The sequence below is a fragment of the Inquilinus limosus MP06 genome (assembly GCF_000767795.1).
Classification (GTDB): domain Bacteria; phylum Pseudomonadota; class Alphaproteobacteria; order DSM-16000; family Inquilinaceae; genus Inquilinus; species Inquilinus limosus_E.
Map to the genome: position 1 here is coordinate 1 of NZ_JANX01000052.1, position 18,850 is coordinate 18,850.

Here is an 18,850-nt window from a genome sequence, read left to right on the forward strand (position 1 = left end):
GGGCATCCGCATGACCAACATTGCCGGCAGCGAGACGCTGGTGCTGGAAGGGCCGGGCGGCGAGCGCCGCACGGTGCCGTTCGGCGGCCGGTTCCGGGTCGATCACGGCCTCGCCGCGCGCGAGGCGCTGATCGCCGGCCGCGGCATCGCCCCGACCCATCGCTGGCTGGTCGACGACCTGCTGGCGGATGGCCGGCTGGAGGAAATCCTGCCGGGCTGGGAGCCGCCGCCGGTGCCGCTGAGCCTGCTGATCGTGCCGGAGCGCGCCGGCATCGCCCGGGTGCGGCTGCTGGTCGACTTCCTGGCCGAGCGGATCGCCGGCATCCCGGGGATCGAGGCGCCAGGACGCTAGCCGGCCTCGCCCGCCAGATGGTCGCGGTAGCGCCGGCGCAGCTCGGTCTTCAGCAGCTTGCCGGTGGCGGTGTGCGGCAGCTCGTCCACGAACACCACGTCGTCCGGCCGCCACCATTTCGCGACCTTGCCGTCGAACCAGCCCAGGATCTCGGCCCGGGTCGGGGCCGCGCCCTCGGCCGGCACCGCGATCAGCACCGGCCGCTCGTCCCATTTCGGGTGGCGGGCGCCGATCACCGCCGCTTCGCGCAGCTTCGGATGGCCGACGGCGATGTTCTCCAGCGCGATCGAGCTGATCCATTCGCCGCCCGACTTGATCACGTCCTTGGCGCGGTCGACGATCTCGACATAGCCGCTGCCGTCGATGGTGGCGACGTCGCCGGTGCGGAACCAGCCGTCCGGGGTGAAGGCGGGGTCGCCGTCGCGGCCGAAATAGCCGCCGGCCACCCAGGGGCCGCGCACCAGGATCTCGCCGAAGGCGACGCCGTCCGCCGGCACGTCGCGGCCCGCGGCATCGGCGATGCGCAGCCGGATGCCGGGGATGGCGCGACCCTGCTTGCGCTTCAGCGCGCGCTGCTCGGCCTCGTCCCGGGCCAGCGTCTCCGGCTTCGGCGCGTTGAACAGGCCGATCGGGCTGGTCTCGGTCATGCCCCAGGCATGGCCGATCTCGACGCCGTAGTCCTGCTCGAACGCCTCGATCAGCGGCAGCGGGCAGGCCGAGCCGCCGATCACCAGCCGCGGCGGGCGGGTGAAGCGGCTGCCGCTCTCGCGCAGATGGGCCAGGAGGCCGAGCCAGATCGTCGGCACGCCGGCGGAGAAGGTCACGCCGGTCGCCTCGATCAGCCGGAACAGCGAGGCGCCGTCGAGGCGCGGCCCCGGCAGCACCAGCGACGCCCCCGCCAGCGGCGCGACGAAGGGGATGCCCCAGGCGTTGACGTGGAACATCGGCACCACCGGCATGGCGGTGTCGGTCGCGCGCAGGCAGAAGGCGTCCGGCTGGTTGGCGGCATAGGCGTGCAGCAGGGTCGAGCGGTGCGAGGACAGCACGCCCTTCGGCTCGCCGGTGGTGCCGGAGGAATAGCAGAGGAAGGCGGCCGTGTTCTCGTCCAGCACCGGCCAGTCGAAGGCGTCGGCACGGCCGGCGATCAGATCCTCGTAATCCAGGATCTCGAAACGGGTAGCCAGGGCGGGAGGCACCGGATCGGCCGGCGGCTCCAGCAGCACCAGGGTCTGCAGCGTGGCCGGCAGCCCGTCGCCAATGCCGGCCAGGACCGGCAGGAACATCGGGTCGAGGAACAGATGGGTGTCGCCGGCATCGGCCAGGATGTAGGCGATCTGGCCCGAGAACAGCCGCGGATTGACCGTGTGGCACACCGCGCCGATGCCGCTGACGCCGTAATACAGCTCGAGATGCCGGTGGTCGTTCCAGGCCAGCGTCGCCAGCCGCTCGCCCTGGGCCACGCCGCGGGCCGTCAGGGCATGGGCCAGCCGGGCGGTGCGGGCGGCGATGTCGGGGTAGGTGTGGGTGACGGTGCTGCCGTCGTGACGCTGGGTGATGATGCGCGCTTCCCGGTGGGAACGGGCCGCATGCTCCAGCAGCGCGCCGATGCGCAAGGGTTCGTGCTGCATCCGGCCGAGCATCGGCTCCTCCCCTGTGCCGCGGCGGTGCGCCGCCTTTCACAGAGGATAAGAGGAAAGCCGGCCGGAGCTACAGCGGAAATGGGGGGAAGCCGCCGCGGGCGGGGAGAGGCTCAGGCCTGCGCCAGCATGTATTCGCGGTCGACCGAGGAGTCGTGCACGCGGTGGTCGAAGCCGTAGACGTGCAGCGAGATCGCGACCGCGTCGCCGTCATTGACCATCTGGTGGATGTTGGGGCCGGTCGTCTCCAGGCTCGCCATGTCGCCCGGGCGGTGCAGAATTTCCGAGATCCGGGCCACGCGGACCTCGTCCAGCGCCCGGAAGCGGAATTCGCTCAGTCTGCCGCGGATGATGCCAAAGGCGCAGGGGCAGTGATGGTCGTGGATCGCGGTCCGGGCGCCGCGGTCCCATACCATGGCCCAGACGCTGCGCCGGGCATCGTTCCACAGCAGGTTGCGGGCGTAGCGGCCGGGCCGCCACATCAGGTCCAGGTCGCAGACCAGCTCGGGATGGGCCGTGAAATGCTCCAGGATCGCCTCGGCCGACGCGCCGAAATCCGGCAGGGTCTTCTGCATCGGGCCTTGCCACCGGGCGGTGGCGCGGACGGCGTCTGCTGCGGCTGCATAAGTCATGGTCCGGCCTGCCTCTCCAATCCTCGGACCAGCGTAGGCCCCGCCGGCGGGAATCGGTTTGCGTTGTCGCCGGAAAGAACGGGATGGTCGGAAAATCATTTTCGGATCTCGCTGGATCCGTAGAAAATGATTCCATCAGTGGCATTCCGGGCGACGTCGCCCATGCGCCGCAACCGAAGGACCGCCATGGCCCCGCCGACCACGCTCAAGCTCGACGAGATCGACCTCAGGATCCTGAAGGCGCTGCAGGCGGATGCGACGATCGCGCTGGCCGATCTGGCGGAGAAGGCCGGGATCTCGGCCACGCCGTGCTGGCGCCGGGTCCAGAAGCTGGAGCAGGCCGGCATCGTCCGCAAGCGGGTGGCGCTGCTCGACAAGGCCGCCCTCAATGTCGGGGTGACGGTGTTCATCGCCGTGCGCACGAACCAGCACTCGGTCGAATGGCTCGAGCGCTTCAGCAGGGCCGTGCGCGACCTGCCGGAGGTGGTCGATGTCTATCGGATGAGCGGCGAGGTCGACTACCTGCTCAAGGCCCATGTCGCCGATATCGCCAGCTATGACGAGCTGTACAGGAAGATCATCGCCCGGATCGAGCTCGCGGACGTCACCTCCATGTTCGCCATGGAGGAGATCAAGTCGACGACCGAGATCCCTCTCGGCTTCGTCAAGCCCTGAGATCACCGGGCCGCCAACGGTCCGGCCGGCTTGCCGCCCCGCCGTCGGGGAGGACACTTTACCTGTTGGTAAATTTTTTCGGTCGGCCTGTCGATTCCGGGCCGGCCCGTTCGTCTTCTTCCTGAGAGCCGGCGGCCCGGAGCGGGATGGGCCCCTCCGCGAGACGATCCGGCAAAGGGTGGAAGAGGATTCCTATGTCGCAGCCGCGGACGGACACTTCCTATCGCTGGGTCATCATCGGCGTCGGCGCGCTCATGACCTGCGTCGGCATCGGCGCGATGTTCTCGCTGGCGATCTTCCTGCAGCCGATGGCGTCCGATACGGGCTGGAGCCGGGCCGGCATCTCCAGCGCCATGACGCTCAACTTCCTGGTCATGGGCGTGGCCGGCTTCGGCTGGGGCACGCTGAGCGACCGGCTCGGCGCCCGGATCGTGGTGCTGTGCGGCGCGGCGCTGCTGGGCCTGGCCCTGGTGCTGGCCAGCCGCGCCACCTCGCTGGCCTGGTTCCAGCTGATCTACGGCACGCTGGTCGGGCTGGCGGCCGGCGCCTTCTTCGCGCCGATGGTGTCGGCCGCCACCGCCTGGTTCGAGACCCATCGCGGCCTGGCGGTCTCGCTGGTCTCGGCCGGCGTCGGCGTGGCGCCGATGACCGTCTCGCCCTTCGCCGCCTGGCTGGTGGCGGATTCAGGCGGTGATCGTCACCCCCTTCATCCTGGCCGGCGCCATGGCGCCGGTGACCAGCGCCGGCGTGCTGACCCAGACCCTGGCCGAAAGCCTGGCCGGCATGGCCACGGCGCAGCTGTGCCGCCCCGGCGCGCCCGTCGTGTTCGGCTCCTTCGCCAGCTCGATCTCGATGCAGTCGGGCGCGCCGACCTTCGGCACGCCGGAGCCGGCGCTGGTGCTGTACGGCGCCGCCGCCCTGGCCCGGCGCCTGGGCGTGCCGTTCCGCTCCGGCGGGTCGCTCTGCGGCTCGAAGACGCCGGATGCGCAGGCCGCGTTCGAGAGCGCCCAGACCCTGCTGCCGACCATGCTGGGCGGGGTCAACTTCGTGCTGCACGCGGCCGGCTGGCTCGAAGGCGGCCTGGTCAGCTCCTACGAGAAGTTCATCCTCGATGCCGACCAGCTCGGCATGATGCAGGTGATGGCCGAGGGCATCGACCTGAGCGAGAACGGCCAGGCGATGGACGCGATCCGCCAGGTCGGGCCGGGCAGCCACTATCTCGGCTGCGACCACACCCAGCGCAACTTCGAGACCGCCTTCTACCGGTCGACCATCGCCGACAACAACTCGTTCGAGCAGTGGGAGGCCGAGGGCCGGCAGGACGCCTCGCAGCGCGCCAACACGATCTGGAAGCGGATGCTGGAGGAGTACGAGGCCCCGGCGATCGATCCGGCGGTCGACGAGGCGCTGCAGGACTTCATGCGCCGGAAGAAGGAGAGCATGCCCGACGCTTTCACCTGAGCTCGGCCGGGCTCAGCCCGACAGCGTCTGTGCCTTCCGCAAGGCCGGGAACAGGCGCATCCACAGCAGCGCCACGGCGATGGTGCCGAGCCCGCCGATGATCCCGGCCGGCACGGCGCCGAGCAGCCCGGCCACCATGCCGGATTCGAACTCGCCGAGCTGGTTGGAGGTGCCGATGAACAGCGAGTTCACGGCGCTGACCCGGCCGCGCATCTCGTCCGGCGTCAGCAGCTGCACCAGCGAGCTGCGGATCACCACGCTGACATTGTCGGCGGCGCCGAGCACGGCCAGCGCCGCCAGCGACAGGGCCAGGCTGGTGGAGGCGGCGAAGACCACGGTGGCGGCGCCGAACACGATCACCGCCCCGAACATCTTGAGGCCGATGGCGCGGCGCAGCGGCAGCCGGGTCAGCACCACCGACATGGTCAGCGCCCCGATTGCCGGGGCGGCGCGGAGCAGCCCCAGGCCCCAGGGGCCGGTCTGCAGGATGTCATGGGCATAGATCGGCAGCAGCGCCGTCGCCCCGCCCAGCAGCACCGCGACCATGTCGAGCGAGATGGCGCCGAGGATCATCGGCCGGCTGCGGATGAAGGCGATGCCGGAGAAGACCGAGCGCAGCGTCGCCGGCTCGCGCCGCGGCGCCGGCCGCTCCAGCCGCATCAGGATCATCAGGCCGCAGGCGCCGAGGAAGCAGGCGGCGGAGAGGGCGAAGGGCACGGTGGTGCCGACGGCGTAGAGCAGCCCGCCGATCGAGGGGCCGACGATCGTCGCCGTCTGCATGGCGGAGGAGGAGACGGCGAGCGCCCGGGGCAGGACCCCGGCCGGGACCACCCCCGGCAGCAGCGCCGCCATGGTCGGCTGCTCGAAGGCGCGGGCCGCGCCCAGAACCAGCACCGCGGCGAAGATGCCGGGCACGGTCAGCCACCCGTCCAGGATGCCGAGCGCCAGCACCACCAGCGTCAGGCCCTCGACCATCAGGCAGATCTGGACGATGCGGCGGCGGTCGTAGCGGTCGGCGACATGCCCGACCAGCAGCGTCAGCACCACCATCGGCAGGAACTGGAACAGCCCGACCAGCCCCAGGCTGTAGGCGCTGCCGGTCAGGGCATAGACCAGCCAGCCGATGGCCACGGCGGACATCTGGAAGCCGATGGCGGACAGCACCCGCGCGCCCCAGAACACCAGGAAGGACGGATGGTCGAGCAGCCGGTCGCTGCCCAGGGCGGTGGTGCTCATCGGCGGGGGCTATCCCGGGTCCCAGGCGAACAGGTCGAGCGGCTCGGCGAAGCCCTTCAGCGCGTGCGGGCCGATGCTGCGGCAGCCGGGCCGGCCGAGCAGCGCCGCGAAGCGGGGCGACATCAGCAGCGGCTCGCCGGTGGTGGCGCAGACGGTCTGGATCCGGCTGACCAGGTTGACGTCGCGCCCGATCACGGTGAAGTCCAGACGCCCGCCGGAGCCGATATTGCCGTAGGCGACCTCGCCGTGATGCAGCGCCACCCCGGCGCTCAGCGGCGTGCCGGCCTGGGAGGCGGAGTGGATGCGGTCGAGGGCCAGGCGGGCCGCCTCGAAGGCCGCGGCACAGCTGGCCACCGCCCCGTCATCGAGGTGGAAGAAGGCCAGCACCGCGTCGCCCATGAACTTCAGCACCTCGCCGCCGCCGGCGGTGATGGCCGGGACCAGCTGGTCGAAATACAGGTTCAGCCGGTCCAGCATCTGCTCGGGCGGCAGCCGGTTCGACAGCATGGTGAAATCGCGCAGGTCGCACAGCAGCAGCGCCGCGTCCAGCGTCTCGACATCGCCGCGCCGGATGTGGCCGTCGAGGATGCGCCGGCCGGTGATCGGCCCGACATAGGTGTCCAGCACAGTCGCCTCGGCCAGGCGCAGCAGCCGGATCTCGCAGGCGCCGCGCAGCGCCGGCACGATGCGCTCGAACACCGACCGGTCGGCCGCCGTGAACCCGCCCGGCCGCCGGGTGGCGAAGACCACGGCGCTGGCCGGGCCGTGGCCCATCACCATCGGCGCGACGATGGCCGCGCGCAGGCTGCGGCTGCGGAAGAAGTCGAGCTCCTCCAGCCCCGCCATGTCCTCGGGCGTGGCCAGGTCCAGCCAGATCCGACCCTCGGTGGCCCGGCGGATCGGGTTGGTGGCGAAGAAGGGCAGGCGCTCGATCGAATTGTCGCGGTCGAGATGCGCCACCGGCTCGCCCTCGGTCCAGGCCAGGGTGCGGGCCAGGATCTGCGGGTGCAGGGTGCGCAGATGCAGGCTCAGCCGGTCGATCGGCAGGCCGAGCGCTCGCAGCCGGCCGCCGAGGCCGGCCAGCATCTCGGTGTCGGACGCGTCGTGGCACTCATTGCCCGAGAGCCATTCGATCAGGCTGGGAAGGGGGGTGGAGGCCGGGTCGGAAAAGGTCATCTCGGACCGATGTTCGGAATGTAACAGGACTATAGGATCGGCAGCTGCCGGCGGCATTGCGCTTTTGGCGCAGGCCAGGGGCGATTGCGGCTCGGCCTGAACCGGCGATAACCTGACCTTATCAAGCCGTGCCCATCTCCGGAGGCCCGATGGTCATCCGCCAGCTCGAATACCTCGTCGCGCTCGCCCGCGAGAAGCACTTCGCCCGCGCGGCCGAGGCCTGCCGCGTGTCGCAGCCGGCGCTGTCCACCGCCCTGCGCCAGCTGGAGGAGGAGCTGCAGGTGCCGATCGTCGAGCGCGGCCACCGCTTCCAGGGCTTCACCCGCGAGGGCGCCTGCGTGCTGGACTGGGCCAAGAAGATCCTGGCCGACCGCGACGGGCTGGCGCAGGAGCTGGCGATGCTGCAGCAGGGCCTGGCCGGAAAGCTGCGGATCGGCGCCGTGCCCTCGGCCCTGCCGATCGTGTCGCTGATCACCTCGCCCTTCGCCCAGTCGCACCCGGCGGTCACCGTGTCGGTGCTGTCGCAGACCTCGATCCAGATCGAGGCCGGGCTGGAGAATTTCGAGATCGATGTCGGCGTCACCTATCTCGACAACGAGCCGCTGCGCAACGTCCGCAGCCTGCCGCTGTACCAGGAGGACTACATCCTGCTGATGCCGGCGGGCCAGGCGTCGCCGGCACGCCGGACCATCTCCTGGACCGAGGCGGCGGAGCTGCCGCTGTGCCTCTTGACCCCGACCATGCAGAACCGGCGGATCATCGACGGCATCTTCCGCTCGGTCGGCTGCGCGCCGCATGCGGCGGTGGAGACCGACAGCATCATCAACCTGTGCTCCCACGTCCGCTCCGGCTTCTGGTCCAGCGTCATGCCGCGGGCGCTGCTGCACCTGTTCGGGGTGCCGGCGGGCACCCGTGCCCTGCGGCTGGTCGACCCGGCCGCGACCCGCACGGTCGGCCTCGTGATGGCCGACCGCGACCCGCCTTCGCCCCTGGCCCGCGGCCTGTTCGACACGGCCCGGACCCTGGATCTGGACGCGGAGCTTCAGTCCACGCCGTTGCAGCCGGCAGCTTGATAAATGACGTTTATCGATTCATCCGGGCTTTGTATTTGAATCTGGTATACGCGCCCGGACATCCTAAATTAGTCGGGTGGCAGGCAAGGCCGCCCGGTCCAACGAACCCGAAAAGGGAGTGGGACGGATGCCGGAACGCCGAGGCTGGGACGCCGAGGTGGCGCGTGACGTGATCGCATCGCATGGTGCGACCGAGGGACCGCTGCTGCCGATTCTGCACGATCTGCAATCGATCTTCGGCCATGTGCCGCGCGAGGCTGTGCCGCTGCTGGCGGACGCGCTGAACCTGTCCCGCGCCGAGGTGCACGGGGTCATCACCTTCTATCATGATTTCCGGCGCGAGCCGGCGGGCCGGCACGTGCTGAAGCTGTGCCAGGCCGAGGCCTGCCAGTCGATGGGCGCGCGCGACTTGGCCGAGCAGCTGCGCCGGCGGCTCGACATCGGCCTGCACGAGACTACGGCGGACGGCCGGATCACGGTCGAGCCGGTCTACTGCCTCGGCAACTGCGCCTGCGCCCCGGCGGCGATGGCGGATGGCGAGCTGGTCGGGCGGATCGACGCCCAGCGCCTCGACCGCATCGTCGATAAGATGGAAGGTTTGGGGGAGGCCGCACGATGAAGGTCTTCGTCCCTCGCGACGCCGCTGCGGTCTCGGTCGGCGCCGATGACGTGGCCCGTGCGATCCAGGCCGAGGCCGCTGCCCGCGGCATCGAGCTGCAGCTGGTCCGCAACGGCTCGCGCGGCCTCTTATGGCTGGAGCCCTTCGTCGAGGTCGAGACCCCGGAAGGCCGCATCGGCTACGGCCCGGTGACCGCCGAGGACGTGCCCGGCCTGTTCGCCGCCGGCTTCGCCGAGGGCGGCGACCATCCGCTGCGCCACGGCCGTCCCGAGGAGATCCCCTACCTCGCCAGGCAGCAGCGCCTGACCTTCGCCCGCTGCGGCATCACCGACCCGCTGTCGCTCGACGATTACGAGGCGCATGACGGGCTGAGGGGCCTGCGCGCGGCCCTGGCGATGGAGCCGGCGGCGATCGTCGAGACGGTGACGGCCTCCGGCCTGCGCGGCCGCGGCGGCGCCGGTTTCCCGACCGGCATCAAGTGGCGCACCGTGCTCCAGGCCGAGGCCGACCGGAAATACATCGTCTGCAATGCCGACGAGGGCGACAGCGGCACCTTCGCCGACCGGATGATCATGGAGGGCGACCCCTTCCTGCTGGTCGAGGGCATGACCATCGCCGGCATCGCGGTCGGTGCCACCAAGGGCTTCATCTACATCCGCTCGGAATACCCGCATGCGGTGGCGGCGATGAACGCGGCGATCGACATCGCCTATCAGCGCCGCGTGCTGGGCCCCAGCGTGCTGGGCAGCGGCAAGCGCTTCGACCTCGAGGTCCGGGTCGGCGCCGGTGCCTATATCTGCGGCGAGGAGACGTCGCTGCTGGAGAGCCTGGAGGGCAAGCGCGGCACGGTGCGGCCGAAGCCGCCGCTGCCGGCGCTGAAGGGCCTGTTCGGCAAGCCGACGGTGATCAACAACGTGCTGTCGCTGACCTCGGTGCCGATCATCCTCGACAAGGGCGCCGCCTTCTACGCCGATTACGGCACCGGCCGGTCACGCGGCACCCAGCCGCTGCAGCTGGCCGGCAACGTCAAGCGCGGCGGGCTGATCGAGGTCGCGTTCGGCCTGACCCTGCGCGAGCTGATCGAGGATTTCGGCGGCGGCACCGCCAGCGGCCGGCCGTGCCGCGCCGTCCAGGTCGGCGGGCCGCTCGGCGCCTATTTCCCGGACAGTCTGCTCGACACGCCGCTCGACTACGAGTCGATGGCGGCGAAGAAGGGCATGCTGGGCCATGGCGGCGTGGTGGTGTTCGACGACCGCGTCGACCTTGCTGTCCAGGCCCGCTTCGCCATGGAATTCTGTGCGGTCGAAAGCTGCGGCAAGTGCACGCCCTGCCGCATCGGGTCGACCCGCGGCGTCGAGACCATCGACAAGATCATCGCCAACCGGGAGGCGGGCGGGCGTGAGCTCGGCCGCAACCTGACGCTGATCGAGGACCTGTGCGAGACCATGCTGGACGGGTCGCTCTGCGCCCTCGGCGGCCTCACCCCCTATCCGGTGCTCAGCGCCCTGACCCACTTCCCCGATGATTTCGACCGCGCGCCCGCCCCGGCGCAGGCCGCGGAATAAGGAGTCCATCCGATGGCTCTCATGACGGAACAGGATTTCGGGACCCCGGCGCGCACCTCGCCCAGCCTGGTGACGCTGGAGATCGACGGCCAGGTCGTGACCGTGCCGGCCGGCACCTCAGTGATGCGCGCGGCGGCGGAGGTCGAGACCGCGATCCCGAAGCTGTGCGCGACCGACAGCCTGGAGCCCTTCGGCTCCTGCCGGCTCTGCGTGGTCGAGATCGAGGGGCGGCGCGGCACGCCGGCTTCCTGCACCACGCCGGTCGAGCCGGGCATGAAGGTCCGGACGCAGACGCCGAAGCTGGCGAAGCTGCGCCGGAACGTGATGGAGCTCTACATCTCCGACCACCCGCTGGACTGCCTGACCTGCGCCGCCAACGGCGACTGCGAGCTGCAGGACATGGCGGGCGTCGTCGGCCTGCGCGAGGTGCGCTACGGCTATGACGGCGCCAACCACCTGGTGGGCGAGAAGGACACCTCCAACCCGTATTTCACCTTCGACCCGACCAAGTGCATCGTCTGCTCGCGCTGCGTCCGGGCCTGCGAGGAGGTGCAGGGCACCTTTGCCCTGACCATCGACGGGCGCGGCTTCGCCTCCTTCGTCTCGGCCGGCCAGGATGACGGCTTCAAGGAGAGCGAGTGCGTCTCCTGCGGCGCCTGTGTCCAGGCCTGCCCGACGGCGACGCTGATGGACAACAGCATCATCGAGGCTGGCCAGCCCGACCATTCGGCGGTGACCACCTGCGCCTATTGCGGCGTCGGCTGCGCCTTCAAGGCCGAGATGAAGGGCACCGAGGTGGTGCGGATGATGCCGTACAAGGACGGCAAGGCCAATCACGGCCACAGCTGCGTCAAGGGCCGCTTCGCCTGGGGCTACGCCACCCACAAGGACCGGATCACCAAGCCGATGATCCGCAAGCAGATCACCGATCCGTGGCGTGAGGTGTCGTGGGGGGAGGCGATCAATTACGCCGCCTCCGAGCTGAAGCGGATCCAGGCGACCTATGGCAAGGATTCGATCGGCGGCATCACCTCCTCGCGCTGCACCAACGAGGAGACCTACCTCGTCCAGAAGATGATCCGCGCCGGCTTCGGCAACAACAATGTCGACACCTGCGCCCGCGTCTGCCACTCGCCGACCGGCTACGGCCTGGGCCAGACCTACGGCACTTCGGCCGGCACCCAGGATTTCGACAGCGTCGACGAGACCGACGTGATGATGGTGATCGGCGCCAATCCGACCGACGCCCACCCGGTGTTCGGCAGCCGGATGAAGCGCCGGCTGCGCGAGGGCGCCAGGCTGATCGTGGTCGACCCGCGCCGCATCGACCTGGTGAAGTCGGCGCACATCAAGGCCGACCACCACCTGCAGCTGAAGCCCGGCACCAACGTCGCCATCATCAACGCGCTGGCGCATGTGATCGTGACCGAAGGGCTGGTGGCGGAGGACTATGTCCGCGAGCGCTGCGATATCGCCGAGTTCTCGCGCTGGACCGAGTTCATCGCCGATCCGCGCCATGCGCCGGAGGCGGTGGAGGAGCTGACCGGCGTGCCGGCGGCCGAGATGCGGGCGGCGGCGCGGCTGTACGCCACCGGCGGCCGGGCCGCGATCTATTACGGGCTTGGCGTCACCGAGCACAGCCAGGGGTCGACCATGGTCATGGGCATGGCCAACCTGGCGATGCTGACCGGCAATGTCGGCCGCCGCGGCGTCGGGGTGAACCCGTTGCGCGGCCAGAACAACGTCCAGGGCTCCTGCGACATGGGGTCCTTCCCGCACGAGTTTCCGGGCTACCGCCACGTCGCCGGCGACGAGGTGCGGAAGATCTACGAGGACATGTGGGCGGTGCCGCTGTCGGCCGAGCCGGGGCTGCGGATCCCCAACATGCTCGACGCCGCCGTCGAAGGCGGGTTCAAGGGGCTCTACGTGCAGGGCGAGGACATCGCCCAGTCCGACCCCGACGTGAAGCACGTCACGGCCGGCCTGGCGGCGATGGAATGCGTCATCGTCCAGGACCTGTTCCTGAACGAGACCGCCAGCTACGCCCATGTCTTCCTGCCCGGCTCCTCCTTCCTCGAGAAGGACGGCACCTTCACCAATGCCGAGCGGCGGATCAGCCGCGTCCGGCGCGTCACCCCGCCCAAGGCCGGCTATGCCGACTGGGAGGTGACGATGCTGCTGTCCGAGGCGCTGGGCTATCCGATGCGCTACACCCACCCGAGCGAGATCATGGACGAGATCGCCCGGACCACGCCGAGCTTCGCGGGCGTGTCGTTCCAGCGGCTGGATGAGCTGGGCTCGGTGCAGTGGCCGTGCAACGACGCGGCGCCGGAAGGCACGCCGATCATGCATATCGACCACTTCGTCCGCGGCAAGGGCCGGTTCATGATCACCGAGTTCGTGCCGACCGAGGAGCGCACGGGCCCACGCTTCCCGCTGGTGCTGACCACCGGCCGCATCCTCAGCCAGTACAATGTCGGCGCCCAGACCCGGCGCACCGAGAATGTCGCCTGGCATGACGAGGACGTGCTGGAGATCCACCCGACGGATGCCGAGAACCGCGGCATCCGCGACGGCGACTGGGTGGCGCTGCACAGCCGGTCGGGTGAGACCAGCCTGCGGGCCAAGATCTCGGAGCGGATGCAGCCGGGGGTCGTCTACACCACCTTCCACCATGCCGAGACCGGCGCCAATGTGGTGACCACCGACTATTCCGACTGGGCCACGAACTGCCCGGAATACAAGGTGACGGCGGTGCAGGTGCGGCGGGTGAACCACCTGTCCGACTGGCAGATCGGCTATCGCGAGCTGCGCCAGAAGACGATCCAGATCGAACGGCCGCAAGAGGCTGCGGAGTAGCCATGGCCCTGCCTCCAACCGATCTGCGCCTGCCGGCCCGGCGGCTGACCCGGGACGACCGGGTCGAGCCGGTGGAGGAGGTGGTCGCGGCCGAGGTGCCGGTGGCGCTGGTCTATAACGGCCTGTCCTATGCCGTGATGATGGCGTCGCCGGCGGATCTCGAGGACTTCGCCCTCGGCTTCAGCCTGACCGAAGGGCTTGCCGACGCGCCGTCCGACCTGACGGTCGAGGAGGTCGCGGGCGACGAGGAGCGTGGCGTCGAGGTGCGCATGGCGCTGCGCGGCGCCCAGTTCTCCCAGATGCTGCAGAAGGTGCGCAACATCACCGGCCGCACCGGCTGCGGCATCTGCGGCACCAGCGACCTTGACACCCTGCATGGCCGCAAGCGCCGCGCGCCGAAGCCGATCGAAATCGAACTGGCGGCGATCCGCCGGGCGCTGCACGACCTCGACGGGCTGCAGGACATCCGCAGCCGCACCGGCGCCGTCCACGCCGCCGCCTGGGCCGACCGCGACGGCCGGATCCGGCTGGTGCGCGAGGATGTCGGCCGGCACAACGCGCTCGACAAGCTGGTGGGGGCCCTGGCCCGCGCCGGCATCGACGCCGGGCAGGGCTTCTGCGTCATCACCAGCCGCTGCAGCTTCGAGATGGTGCAGAAGACGGCCGCGGCCGGGATCCCGGTCCTGGTCGCGATCTCGGCGCCGACGACGCTGGCCATCGACACGGCCAAGGCGGCCGGCGTGACGCTGGTTGCCTTCGCCCGGCGCGACAGCATGACCGCCTACACCGATTTCTCCCCGTTGCTCCCAGCCAAGGTCGAAGCATGAGCGGCAGCTCCGACAAGATCATCCGCATGGCGAACCAGATCGCCAGCTTCTTCGCCTCCTATCCCCAGGAGGAGGCGGTTGCCGGCGTGCGCAAGCACATCAAGGATTTCTGGGAGCCGCGGATGAAGGCGCAGATCCGCGCCGAGGTCGCGGCGAAGAACGCCGAGCTGAACCCGCTGGTGGTGCAGGCGGTCGAGACCCTTTCGGGCTGAGCGCGCGACCCGGGTGGACGGCGGGCCGTGGCCGATTATGATGTCGGCCGGGCAAAGCCGGGGTCCGCATGGGGTCGATCACAGCGTCGGTCAAGCGCTACGAGGTCTGGCTCGAGGAGCAGCTCGGCCGTCAGCTCGTGCAGGCCGATCTCGACCGCAAGCACCGCAGGATGGAGGAGAGCGACTTCCTCTTCCTGCGCGCCACCTGCTTCCGCTGGGCCGAGACCGCGCATGAGCTGTGCCCCGGCCTGATGGGCGCGCCGCGCGTCGTCTCGGTGGGCGACGCCCATATCGGCAATTTCGGGCTGTGGCGCGATGCCGAGGGGCGGCTGATCTGGGGTGTGAACGATTTCGACGAGGCGGCGGAGACGCCCTACGCCCTCGACCTCGTCCGCCTGGCGACCAGCGCTGTCCTGGCGCGCGGCCGCGACCGCTCGGTCTCCCTCGACGAGATCTCTGCCGCCATCCTCGGCGGCTATGTCGAGGGGCTGCGGGCGCCGGCCGCCTTCGTGCTGGAGCGGCGGCATCTCTGGCTGCGCGACCTGGTGCTGGCCAGCGACGAGGAACGCGAGCGGTTCTGGTCGGCGCTGGAGCAGCTGCCGCGCACATCGGCGCCGCGGGCCTATCGCGAAGCGTTGGCCGCCGCCATGCCGGATTCGGATCTGGCCGTGGCGATGGCCCGGCGGACGGCGGGGCTCGGCAGCCTCGGGCGGCCGCGCTGGGTCGGGCTGGCCGACTGGCATGGCGGGCCGGTGGCGCGCGAGGCCAAGCCGCTGCTGCCCTCGGCCTGGTCGCTGGTCCAGGGCGGCGACCGCAAGATGCGCTTCGCCGAGATCGCCTTCAGCCGGTATCGCATCGCCGATCCCTGGCTGAGGCCGCGCAAGGGCATCGTCGTCCGCCGGCTGGCGCCGAACAGCCGCAAGCTCGACTTTCCGACCCTGGCCGATCCGGGCCTGATGCGGCGGCTGCTGACGGCGATGGGGGCGGAGCTGGCCAATCTGCACTCCGCCCGCCGCTCGCGCGCCCGCGCCGTCGCCGAGGATCTCGAGGCGCGGAAGCCGGCTTGGCTGCGCGACGCCGCCGGCAGGGTCGCCGAGGCGACGCGGCAGGATCGGGTGGCGTGGCGGTCACGGCGTTAAGTGGGGCTGTGGAGATGGCAATGCAGCGCATGGGCATGTGCATCCGGCTGAAGCCGGAGGCGGTGGCGGAGTATCTGCGGCTCCACCAGGCTGTCTGGCCCGAGGTGCTGGCGATGATCAGCGCCTGCCACATCCGCAACTACTCGATCTTCCTGAAGCAGCCGGAGAACATCCTGTTCGGCACCTGGGAGTATCACGGGGCGGATTTCGCCGCCGACATGGCGCGGATGGCGGCCGATCCGAAGACGCAGGACTGGTGGGCGCTGTGCGCGCCGTGCCAGGAGCCGTTCGAGACCCGGGAGGAGGGGGAGTGGTGGGCCATGATGCCGGAGGTCTTCCACCTCGATTGAAACGCCCTCCGCGCCATCGTGAAGTCCCATGAACCGCGGCTTCCACGCTGCGAAAATCGGATGGGGGACCTCCCAAATGGGGGTGTCGGGGCGGTGCCGGATCAATGACACTCCGACTACCGCCTCGACCCTGTCGGGGCGGCCGGCGAAGGCTTCGCCGGACTGACTCCATTGCTCCACTTCAGGGCCGGCCCGCACCGCAACCGGGCCGGCCTCTTTTCGTGGCTCTGGAGCCTGGAAGCAGGAATGGCGCCGGACGGCGCTATCGCGGCTTCGACCGGCCTGCCGGAAACGGGATCTGCCGTGCGATGCGGTCGGCCAGCTCGCCGAGCGCATCGCTCATCGCCCGGACCTCGGCGGCGGTGCTGTCGTCGGCCGGGCGGCGGGTGATCCGTGCCGTCTCGGTCCGGGGCCGGCCGCCAGACTTGCGCTGCACCCGCCACTGCGCCTCCAGCACCACGGTGCCGTCGGCCTCCGGGTCGAAGCGGCCCAGTGCCAGCTCCACCGTCAGGGCCTCGTCGCCCGACAGCGTCCGGCTGGTGGTGACGACCGAGCCTGCGGGCAGCCGGGCGGCCAGGTCGTCGGCCAGCACCCGCTGCACCATGTTGGCCAGCGGCTCGCCCCAGCGCTCGAACTCCTCGACCCCGAGCTCGACCGTGCCGGAACGCCGGACGATCTGCGGCCGGTCGAGATATTTCGGAACCTCGACCGCCGCCACCGAGGCCGTGACCGGCCGTCCCGCAACGGCCGCGCCCGGCACGGTCGCCAGGGTGTAGACCTTGGGCGGCGTCGAGGAGCAGGCGGCCAACGCTGCGGCGGCCAGGAGCCCGGCGAGGAGGCCGCGGCGGGGCAGGGGCAAAGCGTGCATCAGTCCAGCCCTCCGGTCTTGCCCCGGATCAACGCCTCGGGGTGCTGCTCGAGATAGTCGGAGAGGATGCGGACCGACCGCAACGTGTCCTCGACCTGGCTCATCAGCCGGGTCAGGTCGCGCTTGAAGGTCGACTCCGCGCCATAGCCCTGGTTCATCGACCCCAGCGTGCCGCTGAGCCGCTGCACCGCCTGCTGCGCCGTGGCGAGCAGCGGCGGCAGCTTCTCGATCACCGGGCCCAGGTCGGTGTTGGCCTGGCTCAGCAGCTGCTGGGTCGAGGACAGGGCGCCGGCCAGGGAGCGCAGCGACTCCGTGATCTCCGGCGCCGCGGCCAGCGTCTCGACGGATTTCAGCGTCGCGTTGGCCTGGTCGATCAGCTTGTCGAGGGGCAGCGCCGACACCTTGTCGAGGATGCCGTTGATCGACCGCATGGCGCTGTCGAGCTGCCCGGGAACGCTCGGGATCACCGGATAGCGGTCGCCGGTGCCGAGTTCGGCGGGCACCGCGTCGGGATACATGTCGAGGGTGACGACCATCTGGCCGGTGATCAGGTTGCCGGTCTTCAGCTGCGCCCGCAGCCCGCGGCGGACCAGCCCCGCGACGACGGCACCGCTGCCGAAATTCTCCTCGGTGCCGACCAGCTCGATCCGCTGCGGCTCGACCTCGATCGTCACCGGGATGCGCGCCTCGCCCGCGGCGGCGTCGTATTGCAGCCGGACATCCGTGACCTGGCCGATCTTGAGGCCATGCCACTCGACCGCGGCGCCCGGCGCCAGGCCGCCGACCGATTCGTTGAAGTACACCAGATAGGGCAGGCGGACCGTGTACTGCGCCTCCTCCACGCTCTGCTGGTCCTTGAACAGCGGGAAGGTGGTGCCCGCCTTGGCCGGCTGGCCGGTCCGGGCGGTGGCCGGGGTGTCGAAGGCGAGGCCGCCGGCCAGCACCGCCTGCAGGGATTCGAGCTGCAGCTTCAGCCCTTGCGGCCCGGTGGTCAGCGAGATGCCGGCCGCGTTCCAGAACCGCGTCCCGGCATAGACCTGGCGGTCGAAGGGCGCGCGGATGAAGGCGTGGATCGTCACCCCCTCCTCGAGATTCGAGGAATCGAAGCCCATGACTTGGCCGACCTGGACATCGCGGAAATAGATCGGCGACCCGGCGCCGACCGAGCCGATCCGGTCGGCGGTCAGCAGGAACTCGGTGCCTGGCACGTCGGCCCGCACCACCGGCGGATCCTCCAGCCCGGTGAAGCTGCGCTCGCTGTCGCCCTGGCCGGGGTCGAGCTCGATGAACGCCCCGGACACGATGGTGGAGAAGCCGGTCAGCCCGCCCGACGCCGACAGGCGCGGCCGCACCACCCAGAAGCGCGTGCCCTGGCGCAGATGCGCCGCCGCCTCCCTGGTCATCTCGGCGGTCACCTCGACATGGCTCAGATCGTCGGACAGGGCGATCGCCTTGACCGTGCCGAACACCACCTCCTTGTGCTTGATCAGGGTCTTGCCGGCCTCCAGCCCGTCCGCGGACTGGAAACTGATGGTGATGGTCGGCCCCTTCTCGGAGAAGGTGATCCAGGCGAGGTAGAGGCCGACCAGCGCCGCGACGATCGGCACCAGCCAGATCGGGGTCAGCCGGCGCTTGCGATCGATGCGCGGGGCGGGGGCCGCCGGCCCGGGATGATCGTCGGTCTCAGTCACGGTTTTCCCCCGCCGCATCCCAGATCAAGCGCGGATCGAACGTCATGGCCGCGATCATGGTCACGATCACCACCGCAGCGAAGGAGACGGCGCCGATTCCGGGCTCGATCGTCGCCAGCTGGCCGAGCTGGACCAGCGCCACCAGGATCGAGATCATGAAGATGTCGATCATCGACCAGCGGCCGACCGCCTCGACGATGCGGTAGATCACGGTCCGGTTGCGCAGCTGGCCCTGGGCGCCGCGCTGGGTCGTGACCAGCAGGTAGATCAGCCCCGCCAGCTTCAGCACCGGCACGGTGATCGAGGCGAAGAACACCAGCGCGGCCAGCGGCCACATGCCGGAATCGGCCAGCTCGATCACCCCGCTCATGATCGTGTCCGGCGCGCCGCTGCCCAGCGAGATCACGGTCATCACCGGGAACAGGTTGGCCGGGATGTAGAGGATGATCGCGGTCGCCACCAGCGCCCAGGTCCGGGT

General features: G+C 70.2%; 18 protein-coding genes and 1 pseudogene. 12 read left to right on the forward strand and 7 right to left on the reverse strand.

Features of this window, described 5'->3' with window-relative positions; translation table 11 throughout:
• On the forward strand, window positions 1–352 hold a 352-nt coding region (locus tag P409_RS06720), incomplete at its 5' end, for a LysR substrate-binding domain-containing protein (RefSeq protein ID WP_034833371.1).
• Here P409_RS06720 and P409_RS06725 read toward each other — a convergent pair.
• Together P409_RS06725 and P409_RS06730 are read right to left on the reverse strand one after the other, a co-directional pair.
• Window positions 349–1,992, reverse strand: coding sequence for a long-chain-fatty-acid--CoA ligase (locus P409_RS06725; protein WP_034833373.1), 1,644 nt, complete (start codon window positions 1,990–1,992; stop codon window positions 349–351). The two genes, P409_RS06720 and P409_RS06725, sit on opposite strands and share 4 nt — an antisense overlap.
• Window positions 1,993–2,102: 110 nt before the next feature.
• A complete protein-coding gene (locus P409_RS06730) occupies window positions 2,103–2,564 on the reverse strand; it encodes a cysteine dioxygenase (protein WP_052120114.1) in 462 nt (153 codons plus the stop codon).
• A 243-nt stretch (window positions 2,565–2,807) separates the two neighbouring features.
• Between P409_RS06730 and P409_RS06735 the strand changes: the two genes are divergently transcribed.
• The 3 genes and pseudogenes from P409_RS06735 to P409_RS40615 all read left to right on the forward strand — a co-directional run bounded on the left by P409_RS06735 (window position 2,808) and on the right by P409_RS40615 (window position 4,757).
• The gene (locus tag P409_RS06735) at window positions 2,808–3,296 is read left to right on the forward strand and encodes an Lrp/AsnC family transcriptional regulator (protein WP_034833374.1); all 489 of its coding nucleotides are present in this window, start codon (window positions 2,808–2,810) and stop codon (window positions 3,294–3,296) included.
• 308 nt (window positions 3,297–3,604) lie between these two features.
• Window positions 3,605–3,919, forward strand: a pseudogene (locus P409_RS40610) (MFS transporter); the annotation flags it as partial.
• A 67-nt stretch (window positions 3,920–3,986) separates the two neighbouring features.
• On the forward strand, window positions 3,987–4,757 hold the full coding sequence (locus P409_RS40615) for a trimethylamine methyltransferase family protein (RefSeq protein ID WP_238578612.1): 771 nt from the start codon (window positions 3,987–3,989) through the stop codon (window positions 4,755–4,757).
• A 12-nt stretch (window positions 4,758–4,769) separates the two neighbouring features.
• Here P409_RS40615 and P409_RS06750 read toward each other — a convergent pair whose 3' ends face one another.
• Window positions 4,770–5,993 (reverse strand): MFS transporter, encoded by a 1,224-nt coding sequence (locus P409_RS06750; protein WP_034833377.1) that lies wholly within the window; start codon window positions 5,991–5,993, stop codon window positions 4,770–4,772.
• 9 nt (window positions 5,994–6,002) lie between these two features.
• Window positions 6,003–7,169, reverse strand: a complete 1,167-nt coding sequence (locus tag P409_RS06755; protein ID WP_034833380.1) for an adenylate/guanylate cyclase domain-containing protein — start codon at window positions 7,167–7,169, stop codon at window positions 6,003–6,005.
• Window positions 7,170–7,318: 149 nt separating this feature from the next.
• Here P409_RS06755 and P409_RS06760 point away from each other — a divergent pair, with 149 nt between their 5' ends.
• The 8 genes from P409_RS06760 (at window position 7,319) to P409_RS06795 (ending at window position 15,813) form a co-directional block, all read left to right on the forward strand.
• Window positions 7,319–8,242, forward strand: a complete 924-nt coding sequence (locus P409_RS06760) for a LysR family transcriptional regulator (protein WP_034833383.1) — start codon at window positions 7,319–7,321, stop codon at window positions 8,240–8,242.
• 127 nt (window positions 8,243–8,369) lie between these two features.
• Window positions 8,370–8,861: a formate dehydrogenase subunit gamma gene (locus P409_RS06765; RefSeq protein WP_034833386.1), complete on the forward strand. Its 492-nt coding sequence runs from the start codon at window positions 8,370–8,372 to the stop codon at window positions 8,859–8,861.
• Complete coding sequence (locus P409_RS06770) at window positions 8,858–10,426, forward strand: formate dehydrogenase beta subunit (RefSeq protein WP_034833388.1); 1,569 nt, start codon at window positions 8,858–8,860, stop codon at window positions 10,424–10,426. Before P409_RS06765 ends, P409_RS06770 begins: the two co-directional genes overlap by 4 nt.
• Window positions 10,427–10,438: 12 nt before the next feature.
• Entirely contained in the window at window positions 10,439–13,285 is a 2,847-nt protein-coding gene (gene fdhF, locus P409_RS06775) for a formate dehydrogenase subunit alpha (protein ID WP_034833390.1), read from the forward strand.
• A 2-nt stretch (window positions 13,286–13,287) separates the two neighbouring features.
• Complete coding sequence (gene fdhD / locus P409_RS06780; RefSeq protein ID WP_052120115.1) at window positions 13,288–14,112, forward strand: formate dehydrogenase accessory sulfurtransferase FdhD; 825 nt, start codon at window positions 13,288–13,290, stop codon at window positions 14,110–14,112.
• On the forward strand, window positions 14,109–14,324 hold the full coding sequence (locus P409_RS06785; protein WP_034833393.1) for a formate dehydrogenase subunit delta: 216 nt from the start codon (window positions 14,109–14,111) through the stop codon (window positions 14,322–14,324). Before fdhD ends, P409_RS06785 begins: the two co-directional genes overlap by 4 nt.
• Before the next feature lie 68 nt (window positions 14,325–14,392).
• A complete protein-coding gene (locus P409_RS06790; protein ID WP_034833396.1) occupies window positions 14,393–15,463 on the forward strand; it encodes a DUF2252 family protein in 1,071 nt (356 codons plus the stop codon).
• Window positions 15,464–15,483: 20 nt separating this feature from the next.
• Window positions 15,484–15,813: an L-rhamnose mutarotase gene (locus P409_RS06795; protein ID WP_034833398.1), complete on the forward strand. Its 330-nt coding sequence runs from the start codon at window positions 15,484–15,486 to the stop codon at window positions 15,811–15,813.
• Between the two features lie 262 nt (window positions 15,814–16,075).
• Here the strand turns inward: P409_RS06795 and P409_RS06800 are convergent, their stop codons facing one another.
• The 3 genes from P409_RS06800 to P409_RS06810 form a co-directional block, all read right to left on the reverse strand.
• Complete coding sequence (locus P409_RS06800; RefSeq protein ID WP_052120116.1) at window positions 16,076–16,681, reverse strand: PqiC family protein; 606 nt, start codon at window positions 16,679–16,681, stop codon at window positions 16,076–16,078.
• Window positions 16,681–18,372 carry a PqiB family protein gene (locus P409_RS06805; RefSeq protein ID WP_034833400.1) on the reverse strand — a complete coding sequence of 564 codons (1,692 nt, stop codon included), beginning with the start codon at window positions 18,370–18,372 and terminating at the stop codon, window positions 16,681–16,683. Before P409_RS06805 ends, P409_RS06800 begins: the two co-directional genes overlap by 1 nt.
• A partial coding sequence (locus tag P409_RS06810) for a paraquat-inducible protein A (RefSeq protein ID WP_034833403.1) occupies window positions 18,365–18,850 on the reverse strand: 486 nt, incomplete at its 5' end. The genes P409_RS06810 and P409_RS06805, both read right to left, overlap by 8 nt.